The 19,357-nt window shown below is 42.4% G+C and carries 19 protein-coding genes; 8 read left to right on the forward strand and 11 right to left on the reverse strand.

Annotated features, from left to right (window positions below):
- Window positions 1–37: 37 nt before the first annotated feature.
- The gene (locus tag BLU98_RS09005) at window positions 38–1,252 is read right to left on the reverse strand and encodes an alanine dehydrogenase (protein WP_092723703.1); all 1,215 of its coding nucleotides are present in this window, start codon (window positions 1,250–1,252) and stop codon (window positions 38–40) included.
- Between the two features lie 51 nt (window positions 1,253–1,303).
- Window positions 1,304–1,738 (reverse strand): tRNA (adenosine(37)-N6)-threonylcarbamoyltransferase complex ATPase subunit type 1 TsaE, encoded by a 435-nt coding sequence (tsaE, locus tag BLU98_RS09010; protein WP_257574851.1) that lies wholly within the window; start codon window positions 1,736–1,738, stop codon window positions 1,304–1,306.
- Between the two features lie 120 nt (window positions 1,739–1,858).
- On the opposite strand from tsaE, the gene BLU98_RS09015 reads away from it, so the two are divergent.
- Together BLU98_RS09015 and BLU98_RS09020 are read left to right on the forward strand one after the other, a co-directional pair.
- Window positions 1,859–3,973, forward strand: a complete 2,115-nt coding sequence (locus tag BLU98_RS09015) for a heavy metal translocating P-type ATPase (RefSeq protein WP_092723705.1) — start codon at window positions 1,859–1,861, stop codon at window positions 3,971–3,973.
- Between the two features lie 2 nt (window positions 3,974–3,975).
- Complete coding sequence (locus BLU98_RS09020) at window positions 3,976–5,883, forward strand: RecQ family ATP-dependent DNA helicase (RefSeq protein WP_092723706.1); 1,908 nt, start codon at window positions 3,976–3,978, stop codon at window positions 5,881–5,883.
- A gap of 74 nt (window positions 5,884–5,957) precedes the next feature.
- Here BLU98_RS09020 and BLU98_RS09025 read toward each other — a convergent pair whose 3' ends face one another.
- From BLU98_RS09025 to BLU98_RS09050, 6 genes are all read right to left on the reverse strand, one after another.
- The gene (locus BLU98_RS09025) at window positions 5,958–6,236 is read right to left on the reverse strand and encodes a c-type cytochrome (protein ID WP_092723707.1); all 279 of its coding nucleotides are present in this window, start codon (window positions 6,234–6,236) and stop codon (window positions 5,958–5,960) included.
- A 12-nt stretch (window positions 6,237–6,248) separates the two neighbouring features.
- Window positions 6,249–7,469, reverse strand: coding sequence for a hypothetical protein (locus tag BLU98_RS09030; RefSeq protein WP_092723708.1), 1,221 nt, complete (start codon window positions 7,467–7,469; stop codon window positions 6,249–6,251).
- Between the two features lie 63 nt (window positions 7,470–7,532).
- Window positions 7,533–7,964: a c-type cytochrome gene (locus BLU98_RS09035; protein WP_092723709.1), complete on the reverse strand. Its 432-nt coding sequence runs from the start codon at window positions 7,962–7,964 to the stop codon at window positions 7,533–7,535.
- 213 nt (window positions 7,965–8,177) lie between these two features.
- Complete coding sequence (locus tag BLU98_RS09040) at window positions 8,178–9,728, reverse strand: vanadium-dependent haloperoxidase (RefSeq protein ID WP_092723710.1); 1,551 nt, start codon at window positions 9,726–9,728, stop codon at window positions 8,178–8,180.
- Between the two features lie 7 nt (window positions 9,729–9,735).
- Window positions 9,736–10,803, reverse strand: coding sequence for a hypothetical protein (locus BLU98_RS09045; protein ID WP_257574852.1), 1,068 nt, complete (start codon window positions 10,801–10,803; stop codon window positions 9,736–9,738).
- A gap of 40 nt (window positions 10,804–10,843) precedes the next feature.
- Window positions 10,844–11,473, reverse strand: a complete 630-nt coding sequence (locus BLU98_RS09050) for a hypothetical protein (RefSeq protein WP_092723711.1) — start codon at window positions 11,471–11,473, stop codon at window positions 10,844–10,846.
- 173 nt (window positions 11,474–11,646) lie between these two features.
- Between BLU98_RS09050 and BLU98_RS09055 the strand changes: the two genes are divergently transcribed.
- From BLU98_RS09055 to BLU98_RS09080, 6 genes are all read left to right on the forward strand, one after another.
- The gene (locus BLU98_RS09055) at window positions 11,647–12,180 is read left to right on the forward strand and encodes a YciE/YciF ferroxidase family protein (protein ID WP_092723712.1); all 534 of its coding nucleotides are present in this window, start codon (window positions 11,647–11,649) and stop codon (window positions 12,178–12,180) included.
- A 54-nt stretch (window positions 12,181–12,234) separates the two neighbouring features.
- Window positions 12,235–12,684, forward strand: coding sequence for a pyridoxamine 5'-phosphate oxidase family protein (locus tag BLU98_RS09060; RefSeq protein WP_092723713.1), 450 nt, complete (start codon window positions 12,235–12,237; stop codon window positions 12,682–12,684).
- Between the two features lie 131 nt (window positions 12,685–12,815).
- A complete protein-coding gene (locus BLU98_RS09065) occupies window positions 12,816–13,127 on the forward strand; it encodes an Hsp20/alpha crystallin family protein (protein WP_257574853.1) in 312 nt (103 codons plus the stop codon).
- 133 nt (window positions 13,128–13,260) lie between these two features.
- Window positions 13,261–13,704, forward strand: a complete 444-nt coding sequence (locus BLU98_RS09070; protein ID WP_026770253.1) for an Hsp20/alpha crystallin family protein — start codon at window positions 13,261–13,263, stop codon at window positions 13,702–13,704.
- A gap of 187 nt (window positions 13,705–13,891) precedes the next feature.
- The gene (locus BLU98_RS09075; protein WP_139173872.1) at window positions 13,892–14,284 is read left to right on the forward strand and encodes a hypothetical protein; all 393 of its coding nucleotides are present in this window, start codon (window positions 13,892–13,894) and stop codon (window positions 14,282–14,284) included.
- Between the two features lie 45 nt (window positions 14,285–14,329).
- Window positions 14,330–15,910: a L,D-transpeptidase family protein gene (locus BLU98_RS09080; protein WP_092723716.1), complete on the forward strand. Its 1,581-nt coding sequence runs from the start codon at window positions 14,330–14,332 to the stop codon at window positions 15,908–15,910.
- Here BLU98_RS09080 and BLU98_RS09085 read toward each other — a convergent pair.
- The 3 genes from BLU98_RS09085 to BLU98_RS09100 all read right to left on the reverse strand — a co-directional run bounded on the left by BLU98_RS09085 (window position 15,899) and on the right by BLU98_RS09100 (window position 19,226).
- Entirely contained in the window at window positions 15,899–16,957 is a 1,059-nt protein-coding gene (locus tag BLU98_RS09085) for a response regulator (protein WP_092723717.1), read from the reverse strand. The two genes, BLU98_RS09080 and BLU98_RS09085, sit on opposite strands and share 12 nt — an antisense overlap.
- On the reverse strand, window positions 16,935–18,554 hold the full coding sequence (locus BLU98_RS09090) for a sensor histidine kinase (protein ID WP_139173873.1): 1,620 nt from the start codon (window positions 18,552–18,554) through the stop codon (window positions 16,935–16,937). The genes BLU98_RS09085 and BLU98_RS09090 overlap by 23 nt, the downstream gene beginning before the upstream one ends.
- A 417-nt stretch (window positions 18,555–18,971) precedes the next feature.
- Window positions 18,972–19,226, reverse strand: a complete 255-nt coding sequence (locus BLU98_RS09100; protein ID WP_092723719.1) for a hypothetical protein — start codon at window positions 19,224–19,226, stop codon at window positions 18,972–18,974.
- Window positions 19,227–19,357 lie beyond the last annotated feature (131 nt).

Raw genomic sequence — 19,357 nt, forward strand, 5'->3', positions numbered from 1 at the left:
ACTCGCTTCGCTCGCTCAGGATGACGACTCAATGAAGTTATCTTCTGCTCGCAATGAGCAGGTTCAAATCAGTGTATTTGAGATCGAATTTCTGGCTGATGTAAAAATCGGTGAGCGCTCCTTTGAACATATAGATGCCCTCGCGGAGGTTGAAATTGTGCCAAACCATTTCTTCCAATCCTCCCTCATCGCTCACTTCCAGTATCAATGGCATCAACACATTGCTGATGGCCTGGCTGGCGGTACGCGCAAATCCGCTGGGGATATTAGGTACACAATAATGGATCACATCGTGTTTGATGAAAGTGGGGTTTTCATAACTGGTCAGCTCGCTGGTTTCAAAACATCCGCCACGATCAATGGCCACATCAATGATGATACTGCCTTTGCGCATCGCCGCTACCATGGCTTCTGTTACTACTACAGGGGCACGGCCATATTCATTGCTGAGGGCGCCCACGGCCACTTCGCAGGTTTTTAATTGCTTCGATAAAATGCGCGGTTCCAGCACGGAAGTCCAGATGCGTTGCCCCAGGTTGTTCTGCAATTGTTTCAAGCGATACACATCACTATCGAACACTTTCACAGAAGCGCCCAGTGCCAGTGCATTGCGTGTAGCAAATTCACCAACGATCCCTGCGCCGATGATCACTACTTTGGTGGGTGGTATACCGCTGATACCTCCCAGCAATACGCCCTTACCGTTATTGAAACTGCTCAAATATTGTCCTGCAATCAGCATCACCGCACTACCGGCGATCTCACTCATGCTGCGCACGATGGGATAAGTACCGCTGTCGTCTTTGAAATTCTCAAAGCTGAGCGCAGTAACCCTTTTCTCCATCATCTTTTCAATATACTCTTTTTTAAGCGCAGATAAGTGTATGGGGGAGATGACGGTCTGGTTCATCTGCAACAGCGGCATGTCTTCTTCCACCGGGGGGGCGCTTTTCACCAGGATGGGGCATTTGAAAATATCGGCCCGGTCGTACACAATACGGGCGCCCATCTCTGAATAATCTTTATCGGAATAATTACTACCCTCGCCCGCTTTGTGTTCTACAGCCACCTGGTTACCATTCGCCACCAATACCCCTACCGCATCGGGCGTTAATGCAATCCGGTTTTCCTGGAAAGCGATCTCTTTGGGGATGCCGATATTGAGTTTAGCGCCCTGTGGTTTTACATCGAGCACTTCTTCCAGGGGTTCATAAGTGATAGAGGGACTGATTGCAGGTTTTGAAGTTGCCATAAAAAGACAATGCGGGCTGGGTTTAAGTGAGTATAGGTAAAGTTAACTTTTTTAATGGAGAGTTTCAGGGCTTTCCTGGAGGCTGTATATCCGGCGGGTGCCTTCGTTTAGCACTTCCAGTACAATATGCAGGGTATCATCGGGTAATAATCCGGCCGCCTTATCAGGCCATTCCACCAGGCATACTGCTTTGCTATACAATTGGTCTTCTATACCAGCCTGTATGGCTTCTTCTTCATCTTTCAACCGATACCAGTCCATATGGTAGATGGTTCCCGCCACCGGACTCCGGTATTCATTTACAATAGCGAAAGTGGGACTGCCTATCGCATCTTTCACGCCCAACTCTTCACACAAAGCATGAATGAAAGTGGTCTTTCCCGATCCCATAGCAGCATGGAATGCCCATACCCTTTTCTGTTTACCTTCTTTCCATGCGAGCTTTGCCGCCTGCCTGATCTGTTCCAGGCTAAAAATAGCATCCATGATGCAAAGATAGACCCAGGCTCCATCTATGCAACATAGATGTAGAAATAGTTCCTTTATCGAAACAACAGCCCCATTCAGTTGTGGTAAATTTGCAGGGTAATTTTAATTAAGACCGTTATGGAAAAAGTGAACTGGAAAGTAGAAGGCATGAGTTGCACCAACTGCGCCCTCACGGTAGATAAATTCTTACAGGGCAAAGGCATGCAGCAGGTGAAAGTGAATTTTGTAGGGGGCGATGTGAGCTTTGAGATCGGTAATGGTACTTCTAAGCAGGAATTGGAGAAAGGCATTGAAGGATTGGGATACCATGTATTGAATGGCGAGGGTGCAAAGAGCAAAGGCAGCAAGAAATTATTCAGGAATCATTTACAGCGTTTTACCTGGTGTATCATTTTCACTGCGCCGCTGATGTTGCACATGATACCGGGCATTCATATTCATTTCCTGATGAATCCTTATGTACAATTGGCGCTTACCATACCGGTGTTTGTGATAGGCATGGATTTTTTCGGACGAAGTGCTATTAAAAGCTTGTTGAAAGGGATACCCAATATGAATGTGCTCATTGCACTGGGTTCGATCGCAGCGTTTGTGTACAGTTTGTATGGCACGCTGACCGGACAAGCAGAGCAATATCTTTTTTACGAAACCGCCGCAGCGATCATTACCCTGGTATTCTTGGGCAACTGGCTGGAAGATAAATCTGTTGAGACCACACAGGCGGCGCTGAAAAAATTAGCGGTGAGCCAGAAAGTGATGGCCAACATGATCGCTTACGATGAACAACACCAGGAGCATATTTTTCCGGTAGAAAGCGCCAGTCTTAAAGTGGGTGATCTCGTACTCATCAAAAGCGGCGAGCCTGTTCCAATGGATTCTAAAATATTATGGGGAGAAGCCAATGTCAACGAAGCCATTGTTACCGGTGAAAGCATCCCGGTTGAGAAAAAAATGAATGACCTGCTGATCGGTGGCAGCGTTGTAGAATCGGGCACGCTCAAAGCTTATATCACTGCAGTAGGAGAAGATACCGTACTGGCCAATATTTTAAAACTCGTTCGCGAAGCACAAACTGAAAAGCCACCTGTTCAACAACTGGCCGATAAGATCAGTGCCATTTTCGTTCCTACGGTATTAAGTATTGCTTTGCTGGCATTTTTGGGTAACTATTTCTTCGGACATCAACCTTTCAGCAGCAGTTTGCTGAGAAGCATTGCCGTATTGGTCATCGCCTGTCCCTGTGCAATGGGACTGGCCACACCTGCAGCCATTGCAGTAGGGTTGGGTCGTGCGGCGCGCAATGGTGTATTGTTTAAAAATGCGCGTAGTCTTGAGCTATTCAAGAGCATCCGCCAGGTGGTCTTTGATAAGACCGGAACGCTTACTACCGGTCAGTTTATAATTGCCGGCTTTCATGCAACAGGTGATGCTGATGATTTTAAACGCATCGTTTTTTCATTGGAAAAATATTCCAATCACCCCATTGCCCGTGCCATCACCAAAGAATGGAAAGTAAAAGACGATATACGTTGGAGTAAAATAGAAGAGATAAAGGGACTGGGCATGCAGGCAACGGATAAGGAAGGTAACCAGTACCTGGCCGGATCATATAAAGCCGCTGCTGCACATACGGGCGACGACAAGCACAATATCTATCTGCTTCGCAATAATGAATTATTGGGATGGATAGATGTGAGCGATGAGATCAGGCCCGAAGCGGCATCGGTAATTGCGGCCCTGAAAGCCAGGGGCATGACCACCATATTGCTCAGTGGTGATCGTAAAGAAAAATGCGAGCAGGTTGCCGCACAGCTTGGCATTGACCAGGTCATCGCAGAACAAACACCGCAGCAGAAGCTCGATCAGATATCGGCTTTCAACGCAAAAGCGCCTACTGCCATGGTGGGTGATGGTATCAACGATGCGCCGGCACTGGCCAAAGCTACCGTAGGTATCTCTTTGAGCGATGCTTCGCATGTGGCTATGCAAAGCGCACAGGTGGTGTTGATGAATCACGGGCTGAAGAACCTGCCGCTGGCATTGGGATTGGGCAGGCATACTTATATTACTATCAAGGAAAACCTGTTCTGGGCCTTTGCTTATAACATAGTAGCCATACCAGTTGCAGCGCTGGGCTTTTTAAATCCTACCTTCGGAGCATTGGTCATGGGACTCAGCGATGTAGTACTGGCCATCAATTCTGTACGACTCAATTTTAAAAAGGTTGCGTGATCATGCAAACGCCGCTTTCTATTCTGCAACATTACTGGCGTTATGATGGTTTCCGTCCGATGCAGGAGGAGATCATACATTCCGTGTTGGATGGCAATCCTACGCTGGCATTGCTGCCCACTGGCGGGGGCAAGTCTATTTGCTTCCAGGTACCGGGTATGCTCATAGATGGGCTCTGTGTTGTGATCAGTCCGCTTATTGCACTGATGCGCGACCAGGTAGACAACCTGCTGCAAAGAGATATTCCCGCAGTGGCCATACACAGCGGATTGGATCAGGCAGCTGTGAGGTGGGTTTTGCGGCATGCAGTACATGGCGAATATAAATTTCTCTATTTATCGCCTGAAAGATTGGAATCGACTCTTTTCAAGGAATACTTACCGGCACTTGACATTGGATTGGTTGTAGTGGATGAAGCCCATTGTATTTCCCAGTGGGGTTATGATTTTCGGCCGCCTTATTTGCGCATCGCGAACTTATTGGATGAATTGCCTGATGTACCGGTGATAGCCCTTACAGCTTCAGCAACGCCGTTGGTACAAGACGATATCATCGATAAATTAAAATTCCGTCAGCCTAAAATTTTCAGGCAGTCTTTTGAGCGACCTAATCTATCATACAGTTGCTTCCAGGCCGATAGCAAGTTCAATAAACTCATGGATGTGTTGCAGAAAGTGCATGGCAGCAGCATTGTGTATGTGAACAGCCGCAGGCTCACCAAAGAGCTCGCTTACTTGCTGCAATTACAGGGTATCAGCGCCGATCATTACCACGCCGGATTACCGCAGGAAGACAGAGAAAATAAACAGCAACTTTGGATCGAGGGTAACTTGAGGGTGATGGTATGCACCAATGCTTTTGGCATGGGCATCGATAAACCCGATGTACGTTCTGTGATTCATTACACCATACCGGAATGCCTGGAAAATTATTACCAGGAAGCAGGAAGGGCCGGAAGAGATGGGGCAAAGTCTTATGCAGTACTTTTGTACCAGCAGGAAGACAAAGAACAGTTGGAATCCATGCCCGATAAACGTTTTCCGCCCATTGCCGTGATCAAAGAAATTTACCAGTCACTGGCAGATTATTTACAGATACCGGTTGGGTTGGGAGAAGGCAATTATTATGATTTTGATTTCACCACTTTTACGCGCAATTTCAACCTCGATCCGTTATTGGTGATGAATACGTTGAAAGTGCTGGAACTGGAGGGCCATCTCAGTTTTGAGGAAACCATTTTTCTACCCACGCAGGTAGCGTTCACTGCTTCCAGGGAATTGCTTGAAGCATTTGAAACTGCGCATCCCGAACTGGATCCGCTTATTAAAGTCTTGCTACGCACTTATGAAGGCATTATCGACAACCGCGTATCTGTTTTCGAAAAACAGATTGCCCGTCTATGTCGTTTGAGTATTGACGAAGTGCATCGTCAATTATTGCAGTTGAAAGCTTATGGCATCATCGAATACCTGCCGCAAAAAGAAACGCCACAGATCCATTACCTGCTCAACCGCGCGCCTGCACAATATCTTTACATAGACCAGGACACCTACCTGCTCCGCAAACAACAATATACCGATCGTGTGAAGCAAATGTTGCAGTACACAGCATTGTCTGAAGCATGCCGGAGCCAGTTCATCGCCCGCTATTTTGGAGATACAGCTGTTCACGACTGTGGTATTTGCGACAATTGCCTCGACCAGAAAAAGAAACCGATTACACCCGCAGAATTTAAACAGATAGAGACGGCCATTCGGGAGCAACTACAAAACGGTATAATAACCACCCCTCTTTTATTAAAGTCATTGCATCAATGGAACCAGGAAAAGATCTGGTCTGTTCTCGAATTCCTCCAGAGCGAACGGATTATTGTTATAGATGAAGGGGGAAAAATTATGAATTTCAGATGATTTAAATGGGCATACTTCTAGGTAGCTTTTAAGAAGCCTGAATAAAGCATGATTATCATATCGGGCAAACAATTCTACTGTTTCATGAATTCAATGATCTTATCCCTCTCCTTGTTGCTGAGTAGTGCGCGGCTTTGCATGTGTAAACCGATGGTTTCCCATTGTTCCGGCGAGAAAGTGGATGGAGAAGGGGTATTGTGACAACGCTGACAGTTTTCTGTCCACAATTGTGCCCCCGATTTGGCTGCCACTTTCTGACTCACTTTGCAGCTATTCATGAACAACGTCATAACGGATACAAATGAAAGTATAACTACAACGGTTTGTGTTTTTCTTAATGGAAGCTTTTTCATGGCTATTCATTTTTATAGTTGAATAGAGAATTGAACAAATAAAGTGTTGGTAGATGTTTTGCCGGTAAACGCGCCTAAATCTTTGCTGGCAGTACTGTTACCCGTGTAGGACTCGTACGTTACTTTAAAAACAGTTCTCCAGTTTAACCAATAACTCAGCCCAACCGTTACAGCATGCTGGTCACTTCCAAAAGTGGAATTACCAGGCGTATTATACATAGTGTACCTTCCCGCAGCTTCTAAATTCTTTATAAAACTGTTGACATTGACCGGCCGTATAGAACATTGTGCAAAAGACGATACAGCGTGATTATTGAATGTATAAGTCTTCGTAGTATCAACCGGGTTTATATAATTTACATTGCTGACATTCTGAATATTGTATTGTGCTTTTATATTCAGCAAAACAGGATTGAAATTCTTTACGTAGTTTAAGTCAAAAGCATAAGCGTTTCCTTTCGCATCCTGTGTCACACTTCCCGGAGTGCCTACTTTTCCGAACATACCCGATACGCCTACCTCTAATGAAGCGTTGGAAAATGGAAGTAAGCCCACGCGGGCAGTTACGGTCTTGCCATTGTTATTATCTGTAATATTTCCACTCGTTAAAGTTCCATCCGGGTGTAGCTGGCTGCCATTGGTTAGGGCAATATCATAATTCATTTTCATGTCGCCTAAAGGGAATCCTCCTTCAGCTTCAATACCATAATCTGTTGGCGTCATACCCGCTATCCCCATTGGGTCTGTAGCTAATTTGTTGATCCATCCGGCCGCTAATCTTTTAGCGTAAGACCCAAAGGGTAAAACGAAATATCCCGCCCGCAAGATCAATCCGGGTGCAGCAAACCAGGATACATCGGCCCAGTTTACACTTAATCCATTGTTGTTGAAGGATGGCTCAAATTCCAGTAAGAAATTTTTCCCATGCCGCCATAAAAACATGGGGCTGAATTCATAGTGGTTTGCATCCGGGAAGCTATTGCCTTTTGAAACAGCAGAAATACCATTCAATGTATTGGTGGTTTTATAACTTGAAAATCCAATTGAGGTAAGTCCAGCTACCATAAAATGATCTTCTCCCGATCTTTTCTCAGCAACTTTTTTCTCAAGTGCTGCAATCCTGTCGAGCAAAGAAGAATCAACTACCGTTTGTTGCGCACCGGCTTTATTTTGAAAGAAGGTAATCCATGAGAAACAAATGAATATTTTCAATAGTAAGTATTGCTTTTTCATAAAATAAATTGTTTATAATGAAGCCTGTTACAAGGCATCAATCCGGATGCATCGTTGCCATAGCTAATGTTTAGACCCTTTAGATAATGTTCGGATATAGGCCACCAACTCCCATCGCTGCTTTTCCGTGAAAGCAGATTTGTATTGAGGCATCGGTGTTCTCCCTTCACTTATTTTATAGAATATATCTCCGTCTGTTTCACGCAGCATGATGATGGAACTATGATCAGCAGGTTTAGGATTTAGTGCAGCCGCTGCCGGGCCGTCTCCTTTACCTTTGTCTCCATGGCAAGGGGCGCAATTGGCTGTATATAAAGTTCTCCCCTCCTTTATTGCTGCCTGGTTATCGGCCATGGGATTATTGAGATTGATATATTCTTTGGGAACAAGCCAGGGTTTTGATTGTGCTGATAATTGACATAAAGGGATAATAGAAGCGAATAGCACAACCGTTATCAATTGAGCAGGTTTACTGCATAATGACCGGATATCCATAAACAATGTTTTTAAATCTGAATGAATGATTGTTCACGAAAACCGATATCAAAATTATAGTACGTATTGCTGCAGGTATATGATTGAAGTCAGCCGGGCGAATGATTTAAATTAACAGGTAGCTTATTAAAAGAAGAAGCACCCATTTGTCCGGGCGCTACTTCTTTTAATAAGCTATCTCTTTAGTATTTGTTGTGCGGCCTTGTTAATCGGCTATTTGTCAGCCCCATCGTTCTTTGCACGGGTAATAGCATAATTACCAATATTCGTTCCTACCTGTAATCCGATAGCACAATCTGACCGGTAGTGTATACCACCTGCCATCCTTGAAAAAGACGCTTCCTGTGCCATCGCAGTATAAGCATTTGCTCTTTCAGGCACAATGTATCCCAATATAGCTGCAGCCGCTCCGCTGAAAGTAGAGTGCCCGGAGATATAAGCAGGGAAATTGGGTATACCGGTTAATGTTTTAATGGCCGGGTTCATCTGTGTAGGCCTCGGATTAAAATAAAAGAACTTGGTATTCCAGCACACAATAGCTGCATCCATCAGGCTCATGTTCAGTAGCGCCATATCCCTGGCCCATCTTACTTCACTGAAATTTTTATTGATAAAATCTGCTGCGGCTATCGCATCCCAATGACCAGGAGGTGTATAAGTTCCTACCCCATCTGCCCAAAATTGCACAATCCTTATGTTTTCACGTGCAGGGTTCGTTATCAGCTCATGTATCTCTTCTGTTTCCTGTTTCATTTGCGCACTGGAAGTAGAAGGTGGTGCCGGAGGTCTCAATGCGCTGACAGTAGCGGTATCGAACAGGAAGGGCGTTACTTTTCCGAACAATGGTAACATGGGCGGCCGTTTCGGCACTTCCAGGCTATACCAGGGAGTCTCTCCCTTTGCAGTAGCAGTTGTTTCCAGGTTCGACCAGTCAGCCGGCGTACCCACTGCTTTTCCAGCATTATCTGTACGCGCCCTGGCAATAAACACTTGTGCCACCTGTCTCCCTAATGCTTCACCGGCAACGATATCACTCCTTGTTGCCGCACCCGCCATGATGGTAGCGGTTTCCTGCTCAGTGGCTTTTGCTTGTATAAAAGCAATTTCAGTGGGGAACAACAACTTCATCATTTCCGCTGTAACGCCTGCCAACACTGCAGCTTCAGAAGGATAAGAAGGCAGGTCCGTCTGTGATGCTTTGCTGATGACCGTATTATCTGTTTTATAAGGCGCTGGCCGGTTGTATAATTTTTTATAGTACCAGCAGGCTACCAATGCATCGTATTGCGCCGCACTGATATAAGCATAGGCCCTTGCTGCATATGGCGGATTGGCGAAGGGAAACAACGGATAGGCAAATGGGTTAGCAGCACTGGGTATCGGATACGTACCATCGGCATTCTGGTATGGTGGAAGATTGTATTTGGCTACCAGTTCACGCATCAATTCATTCCATCGCAACACACCCCCGGCAGCCCAGTACCTGATGCGGGCTTCCTGATCGCCCGTGAGGTTTTTCTGGTATCCTTTGATCTCATTCAGCTCGGCAACATATGCCGTAGAATTGATGGCGGCAGGCGCTGTTACCGCAAAAGTATCGGGCCTCGTCAGCAATACTGTTTTCCAGGTGCCTGCGTTGAGATCGATATTCTGCGGGTTCAGCGGCGCCAGGTTATCTGTTCTGCCTTTGACTGATTTATTACAACCGGCATTCATCAAAAACAAGAATGAACCGATTGTTATATAGTGGATTATTTTTTTCATGATAGGGTTATTTAGAAGTATCGTGTGATGGCTTTTGATTGCTGTGTTCTTTCTTTGGATGGAATGCAATGATGTAGAATACACCCAGGTTGTAACTCGTTGCCTGACCAACATTTCTTCCTGCCATCACATAGTTAGCGCCGCCTGTAAGGGAGAGCCCGTCTATTTTGGCAATCTCATACTTGCCGTTGATCCCTACAGTAGTAGCATTCATCTTATTACTGGGGAAAGGCATGTCGTTCTTACGAATATCAAAGCCGCCCAGTGTTTGCATGTTGGTAACCACTGCTTCGGCAATGAGTGGATGGCTACGGTAACCGGTTCGCAGTGAGAAGGCAGCCATATCGGGCATGTCTACTTTATTACTCTGCACCTGTGTGGTGGTATAGTAGGCTGTTCTGTCGATCGTAATATCATTCCGGTAAATATAGGTGGCTGAACCGGTTGCAAAGAAGCCCCCATGCTGGTAATCCAACATCAGTCTTCCTGAAAAAGTAGTGCTATGCAAACCGATGGACATAGGCAGAAAGTCTGCCGTATAGTTGGAAAGTGGTGTAGAAAAACCTCCCAATAAATACAATGAGAGATCATGTTTGCCGAATGTTTTTTCTGCGGCCAGCCATTTCAGCCAAACCGACAGGTCTTGTATACCTTTTTGCCCGTGCAGGGTCCCTGCTGAAGCCTTTGTTTGGATATAAGGTACCCCGAATAAAAAATTCAGGTGATCTGTGATGCCATAATTGCCCATCACTGCGTAACTGTTGGTGCTTACAGTGCCCAGGTTAAGGTTGTCTCTTTTGAAAGTACCTTCCCAATAATGATCCCAATTGCTGTGACCGTACATCAGTCCGGTACAGAAATTATGCTTGCTCATCATGATAGCGTCCTGGTCGGTTTGCGCCAGGAGTAAGTTGCCGGTGATCAGTAACAAGGCTAAGACAAAGAGTCTCTTTCGTATAAAGCAGCGTTCCATTGGTGTTGTTTTATTGATAGTAATCAGGATGATGCCGCAGGATACCTGCTGCGGCATGTTAACAGCGATGCGTGCATGCACATAAGGGCATGCACGGCACATTTCATTTAATTAAGTTGATGAACAGATTGTTCTGCGTTGATCAGGAGCGATCGGTTTCCGGAGGCTGGTCTATTCTTTTCAGATGGTCATAGCTCGTCCAGTCATTCCAGTCCGGGCAATGCTCTATTAGTGAGGGATCATTAGCATAAAGAAAGGAAACAAATTCTTCCGTATAAAAATCCTGCACGGTGGATTTTGAAAGATGAGAACCATTGCTTTTTTTCAGTGGAAGCGAGGTTTCCGGATTGTTGGTGTTTTTCAGGTATGCTGTTCTCAGGTTGCGCAGGTTTGTTCTTTCGATATTCGGTATGCACAATAATTCCAGGCTATCATTATAAAAACGGCGCTTGACATAAGTATAATTGACACCATTGATCTCTACGTTTCCTCTGATCCTTTCATAATCCTGTGAATACTGATAAGGAAGATTTGCCTGCACTTTGATGCTGATGAGACCTGAAGTATTCACCCATTCCTCGTCGAGCTGGGCAGCAAGCCTGGATTCCGACCGGTTCTCAAACCAGGTAGCTATCAATGGATAGGCGCACCAGTTCAGCAACAGGGTTAGCAGCAATAGTATGGAAGCAAGCTGTTTCAATACTTTGTTAAGATAATGAAAAAAAATAAAACTCAACGAAAAAGGAGCATCAGCTACCTGATCTGTTAGCAATACATAAATATATATTACCGAGTTGGCTACTAAATCACATAATTCAGAAAATGTAAATAATTGACATATAATATGTTGTGAATTTTACGTGAGAACAATCAAATTAGTTGATGATAACCGTCAATATTAAGGACATGCTTCCGGAATAGATTTGTAGAACAAAATTTACGGATATGCGAGAAGATATTATGGGGCTCACCACATTACACGATCTCATAGATTTCGATGCCCGGAAATTGAACGGTGCTGAAAGACAGCTGGAAAATATATTGCCTGATTGGATAAGTAAAGCAAGTTCGCTGTCTCTTAAAAATGTATTGCAGCAATATCTTGACTTTGTCAAGGATAATATTCAAAAGATAAAAGCCTTTATCACTGAAGAAAAGATTGGATCGCTTTCCTGCACTAACGCTATCATGCAAGCATTTATATTGGAAACAAAGGAAAAAATGAGCAATTGCAACAACACCGAAATACGGGATGCTTGTTTGCTTTCAAGTATACAGGGCATCAATCATTACAAAATCAATATGTATGGTACTGTTGCTGCATTCGCAAAAGATCTTGGAAATGAAAAATCAGCAGTCGTTTTTCACCAGGCGAAGTTGAATGAAGAGCAAATTGATAAGATGCTCTCAAAACAGGCTGAACAGGCTATCAATATGAATGCAGCCAATCCTATTTTATTGTCAAATAAGAATCGCTGATCGGTCTTATTAATTGTTATTTGTGTACAATTTTTTGGATTTAAAATATATAAAATGCTGGGTGAATTAAGCAAGGAAAAAATAGAAAACATACTTTCCAGCCAGGTGGTGGGCAGGCTAGCCTGCAGTGATGGTAATCAACCCTATATTACACCGGTGACTTACATCTTCGATGGAAAATATATTTACGGACAAAGTAACGAAGGGAAGAAATTAAGCATACTCCGGAAAAATCCAAATGTCTGTTTTGAAGTAGATGTGGTAACAGACATGAGAAACTGGCAAAGTGTGATTGTTTATGGAAAATTTGAAGAACTGAAAGATGAAATGGCCAGGAGCGCCAGGGCTATTCTTTTTGAAAAGGTATTTTCATTAATGACCAGCAGCACCATTCATCCTCATGAACATGGGGTAATATCAGTGATTGACGACAGTAACCGGGTTAAGTACATAATGTACAGAATTGAGATTTCGAAAGTAACCGGCAGATTTGAAAAACAGTAAATATTAAACTTCACCATATGAAAGAGTCAGCAATTTACCCTGGTGAATATATCCTGCTTCCTGAATTGGAAGTTTTTTTACTTGATACTAAACCAGCGGCTCCGGCGAATGTGACAATGCCTCCGATCAATATGACTGAGACCGAAGACTGCTTTAACATAGAAATATCTTTGCCAGGAGTAAAAAGAGAAGATATATTCATTCATATGCACAACAATACATTGTTTTTGTTTGTATTGATGAAAAAGATAACAAAAGAAAAGAATGAAAGGTCGAGGATGCACGAATTTGACTCCAATACATTGAAACGTCATATTCCGCTGCCTTCCAACGTAGACCCGGGATTCATGAGTGCGGAATACAGGCAGGGTATCCTGCAACTCTATATTCCCAAAACCACCCAACAATCGACAGATAAGGACATGCAGGTGATTGTTTATTGAATGCATTTTCGTTTGTACAGTTATTTTCACTGATGAATCTCATCACATGCACTGATGGAAATCGTTTGCTGTGCTTTTTCAGAAAAATAAATTTGTTCTGAAATTATCTATTCAATAATCAAAATATAAAATTATGGGAACACAAACACTTGCAAGGCAATCAGAAAGAAAGCCTTCATTATTTGATGATTTTTTCAAACCATGGAATGAATGGTTCGGCAATGGTGGTTCCTGGGGTCGTACGATGGATGTCCCCGCAGTGAATATTTCCGAACAAAAAGACGAATACCTGGTATCGCTGGCCGCTCCCGGCATGAAAAAAGATGATTTCAAAATTGATGTTGATGGCAACATCCTCACCATCAGTTCCGAAAAAGAGGAAAGCAGGGAAGAAAAAGAAAAGAAATTTACCAGGAAGGAATACAGTTATTCGTCGTTTAGCCGCAGCTTCACTTTGCCGGATGAAGTTAACAAAGAAAAGATCGAAGCAAAGTATGAAGATGGAATTCTTAAAGTCTCCCTGCCTCACAGAGAGGGAGCAAAAATGCCACAGGCGAAACATATCGCCGTGAAATAAGCCTGCTATTGTAAGGTTTAGAGCCCCGTCTCTCAGGGGTGGCGGGGCTTCTTATATTAACATTTATTGTATGACAGAACTAGATCTCTGGTTGGATTCTTATGATGATATTTATTCTGATTTTGACAGCCGGCATTACCTCAAACGAAGAATATCAGAAGATTTCCTGTATGAATTGCGCAGAGAAATGAAATACAAGGAACATAACGCTGAAGGCCTGTTCCTTTTGCTACCGCAGGAACAAAGGGATGAGGAATCAGAAAAAGTTATTGTAAGCAGCCTTGGCGATTTTTTCAGGCGCCAATTTCTGTTTCATCAGTACAAATGCCGGGGTAAACTGAGAAATGGCATTTTAACCCTATTAAGTGGGATAATGATCATTCTTCTTAATTCCTGGACCGATTTTCCTCTTTCTCCTTCCCATGTCATTGTTAGTATTAAAGCCCTGCTGGAACCAGCCGGCTGGTTTTTAATTTGGGCCTCTTTTGATTTTCTTTTTTATGATTTTACAAGGCTAAAAAATGAAAGGGATTTCTACAAGCTGTTAAGTAAAATACATATTTATTTTAAATCGGCCTGAGTCAACTTGTTTTCAATATCTAGTTATTAGAAAAATAATAACACTGTGAAATTCAGGGTAATCATATTCATCATTTTACTGTCGAGCTATACGTCCTATTCGCAAATTACTCCGGACAGGCTGCGAAATTTTATTTTTAACGGGCAATCCACTCCCGGATCGATCCCCCCGTATCCGGCTGAAGTCATAACATTTTACGAAAAACTGGGCTTTAAAACGGCATGGATACAACAAGAAAATATTGAGGATAGAAATTTTTTGTTAACCGTGCTTAAGCAGTCGGCAAATTGGGGCCTGCAAGATGAATACTATGCGTCTGACTTCCTTGAAGAATTTTGTAATGGGCATCTTTTATTACGAAATGCCGATGATTCTATGCAAAGAGAAATCAGAATTACCGGCATAGCTATTCATTTTTACAGGAGCATTGCATTCGGCAATATCATGCCACAACTTCGTTACGACGGGCTTGACTATCAGCCCGCATGCTATGATATTCCAGTATTATTAGCCAATGCCATTAAGACGAAGTCTATACAACTATTAAAAGAGCAGCTTACCCCACCTCTGGTCGAGGTTAATACCCTGGAAAATAAAATAAAACAACTCAATGCCAGGATGTCTGAAGGCGATTTTAAAGAGGTGGTCATAGCGTCCAATAAGGTTAATTCAAATAATACTGCGCTGGTACTTAAACTCTATCAATTGGCAATTTTGGATTCTGTCAGTACCCATCTGCCTGAAACTTCATTGAAAAAAGCAATCCGGGAGGCGCAACGCCAGTTTAATTTATTATCCGATGGGATGCTTCGCTCAACTATTTTGGAACAATTGAACGTGCCGCTGTACAAAAGATTACAACAACTCAGCCTCTCCATTAATTATTACCGATGGCTGTATTGCCTTATCCAGGGCCGGACAGTAATTGTTGTAAATATCCCAGCCGCATATATGAATGTATACCGGGACAACCGGTCCATCCTGGAAATGAGAATGGTACTTGGAAAAACGTCTACCCCAACCCCAACGCTCGCAAGTAAGATCAACAAAGTGATTCTATATCCTTACTGGCATGTTCCAATTAGTATTGTTGCCAAAGAGCTATTGCCCCTGATCAAGGCAAATCCTGCATTCATTCGTGTCGGTAATTTCCAGGTATTGAACAGTGCGGGGAAAATCATGAACCCTTACAAAATAAAATGGCAGGCTTTAAACGTCAAAAATTTCCCATATACCATTCGCCAAAGTACCGGATGCGATAATGCATTGGGGCTGCTAAAACTGGAGTTTTATAGTCCTTTCGGTGTTTATTTGCATGATACCCCATTCAAAAGTGCCTTCATGCTGAATAAAAGGTATTTCAGTCATGGGTGCCTGAGGATGGAAAATCCCATGGAACTGGGTCGGCTTGTTTTAAAAGCCCATCATTTGGCAATTGATACACTTGAACAGAAAGGCTGTCTCATAAACCATTCCCCAATAGCCGTACCTGCAGATGACCCCATGCCCGTGATTGTATGGTATAACCCGGCAGGGTGCGATTCAACCGGCAGAGTCCGGTTTTACGAAGACATTTATAGAAAATTTCACTGGGAAGAAAAATCAGCAAAAAAATTAGTTGAATAAATTTTCAAGTTTCTCTTGATTAAGAATACTGATTCGACCATCATGTATATCGATCAGCTTTTCATTTTTGAAATCACTGAGCGTTCTTATGAGAGACTCTGTAGCAGTACCTGCCAAAGTAGCCAGGTTTTCACGGCTGAGGTCAATGTCGAAATTATCGTTGCTATTTTTCCTATATTTTGCCTGGATCAGCAAAAGCGCATCTGCAACCTTTTTCCGGAGGGAATTGTAGGCGAGGTTTAAAAGTTGGCTTTCTTTTTCCGAAATGTTCTTCGCTAATAACTGAATAAATTTTCTGGCAATTTCAGGGTTCTTGTTAATTAATTCGTCGAAATCCTCTTTGGGTATTACTGCCAGTTCCGCTTCCTCCAACGTCTCAGCAGTATCCTTATAGACAGATTTCTCTAAAAGAGCAACATGCCCAACAAAATCCCCGGTACTGAACAGATCGGTTACCAGCTCTTTGCCATCCTTATTGGTTTTATATGCCTTTACTTTTCCCTTTACAATATAATATAGCCGGTTGGGATGATTGCCTTCGGAATAGACAGTTTGTCTTTTCTTATACCGGTTGATATCCCTGCCCTCAGTGAATGCCATCAATTCCTTTTTGCCGGATGATGCTTCAAGAAGCTGCCTGATGCCGATCATGTCCGCATTGAATTCCTGTTTCAATAAATCCAGCTTCTTGATACGGCTACTGACTGCATTCAATAGTTCTGTCCCATCAAATGGTTTTATAAGGTAATCGTCTGCCCCTAGTTCCATTCCTTTCCGAAAGTCGTCACGCTCAGCCTTGGCAGTGAGAAAGATAAATGGCGTATTCTTGATTTTCTCATTATTTTGAATAGCATGAAGCACTCCATATCCATCAAGCTCAGGCATCATAATATCGCAAATAATTAAGTCTGGCTTATTTTCGATCGCTTTAATTACTCCTATTTTTCCGTTTTCAGCCGTAATCACCATATAATTTGACAATTCCAATATTTCTGAAGTATTACTTCTGATATCTTCGTTGTCTTCAATGATTAATATCTTTTTCATGATGATTGGTTTTTGCGTTAAAGATTAGTATAAACTCTGTACCTTCCTGCAATTCGCTTTTACATTCGATAGAGCCATTCATCAATTCCGCATATTTAGATACGATGTGCAACCCAAGGCCTGTTCCCTGTATACCGGTAACATTGGTTCCCCGGAAAAACCTTTCCATCAAATGCTTTTGATCATCATTCGAAATGCCAATACCCCGATCTTTTATTGAGAAAACAAAATGATGATCATCAGAATATGTCTTGATGCTGATAAAACTTGCTTCCGGCGAAAATTTGCTGGCATTCGAAACCAGGTTCATTATAATATGTTTCAGCAAAGAGGGATCTAATAAAACCATAGGGTTGCCATCATGATCATAATCAAGTACCTGCCCTTTCTTCAGGTTGTTTTTTATTTCTTCCATTACCGATTCGACCAGTTGTTGAATATCAAATTCAGCATATTTAACATGAATTTTTCCTTCTTCAATTTTATCAACGCTTAAAAAATCGTTTAAGATGTCGTTCAACATATTTGCAGATGAAATAATACGCTTCAGGTGCCTGTTCCGCTTTGACTGTTCATTGTCAGCATTGTATTGCTCTAATAAATAGACCGATGAGAGTATGGTGCTTAAAGGAGTTCGAAATTCATGAGAAGCCATAGAGACAAACCGGGATTTAAGTTCACTCAACTCCTTCTCTTTTTCCAGCAATCCGGAAAGCTCTTCCTTAGACAATTCCAATTGTTGTATAGCGGTTTTGAGTTCTTTTGTTCGTTGTTCAACAGTTCCTTCTAATTCATCATTGAGCTTTTTAATTTCTATTTCTGTCTTTTTTCGGATAGAGATATCGCTCACAAAAGCTATGATGCAGTGTTCGCCGTCTCTTATATAGTTGCTCAGGCTTACTTCCATAGGGAATTCGGTTCCATCTTTTTTAACCGCAAATAAATCCATGCCAACTCCCATAGGCCTGTTCTTCGGATGGGCTCTATATCGATCTCTGTGCTGTAAATGTTTAGCATGATACCTTGTTGGAATGAGCATCTCTATCTTTTTATTTAATACGTCTTCCTTACTGTAACCAAAAAGCATTAAAGCAAACAGGTTAATATTGATAATCTCTCCACGGCTATTTATTTCTATTATACCCATGCTGGCGTGCTCCAGTAATGCATCGAATCTTTGCTTATCCTGCGTAATCATTCGTTCGGTTTCTTTTACACTATTAATTTTGTCAATTACAACGATATAATAAATACTTTCCTTATTCTTAAATAGACTGATCGACAGTTCTCCCCAAAACGGCCGCCCTTTTTTAGATATATATTCTGCCTGCTCACAAAAAAAACCTTCCTTCTCTGCTATGGTAATACGGTTTTTTACCTCATCATCTGTAAGTTCGATTTTCCTGAGTTGATTTATTTGCATCATATCCATTTTGCCAGGCGGATCAACTTCAAACAACCTAAACCAGGCGTCATTACGAAATATGATTTTTGCAGTATCTTTTTCTACAATGGCGGCGCCTTCTTTTATACTATTACACAGTGTTATCAAGAAATCATTTTTTGCAATTTTCATACTGGGAGCCGGGGCTTGCATACAGGCATTTATTTAGTGTCGACAGCGGTGAAAGCACCACCAAATTACTCAACTACAATAAATAATCCTATGCCAGTTACTCCCTCCAACGAGTCTTTGGTAAGAGATTAAATACCAATCACTTAAAAAATAAAAAACCACATCCTGTGCAAGTATTCATTTTTCAAACCAACTCATTACTTTTTTCTGGATTTCGTCGGTTGCCTTTTTCATCTTCTCAGTGATCAATTGATAAAACCATTTCGAAAAGAAACCTGTGTTACTTTTTATTTTCTCTTCGGAGGAAAATATTTGATCAAGTTCATTTTTAACCGTCAAATTTTCTTTGAAATCACGCCAATCGTAGTGAATAGACTTTTCCAATTCATCCTTTCTCTGCCTCAGGTTCTTTTTTTCTTGCGGAGATCATTAGTATTTTTAATCTTCTTCATCACTTCGTTCGTTGGATAATTGTTTCAATATTGCATTCATAATGGGAAAACGAAGCAGTTGTTCTTTGGTGAGCCAAATAACCAGTCCTGCTACAAAATACAAGCCTGTAACAATAAGGAATCCACAATATAACTGCCCAGTCCATTTACCTAAAGCAAAAGCCAGCGCAATACTTATAAAGACGACAAGAAGCAGGTACAGAATCGAAACTATTGCAACAGCAATAAAAGCTGCTACCATCCCGGACGCCTCTCAATTTAACGGCATTTATGCGGTTATTGATATACTCTTTTATGTGACCGGTCAGATCATCGGCTTTTCAAACATTTAACCCACTTTAATGTTTAATAAAAGGATTATTGATTTCAGGA

Source organism: Hydrobacter penzbergensis, from assembly GCF_900106985.1.
GTDB classification, from domain to species: Bacteria; Bacteroidota; Bacteroidia; order Chitinophagales; family Chitinophagaceae; genus Sediminibacterium; species Sediminibacterium magnilacihabitans.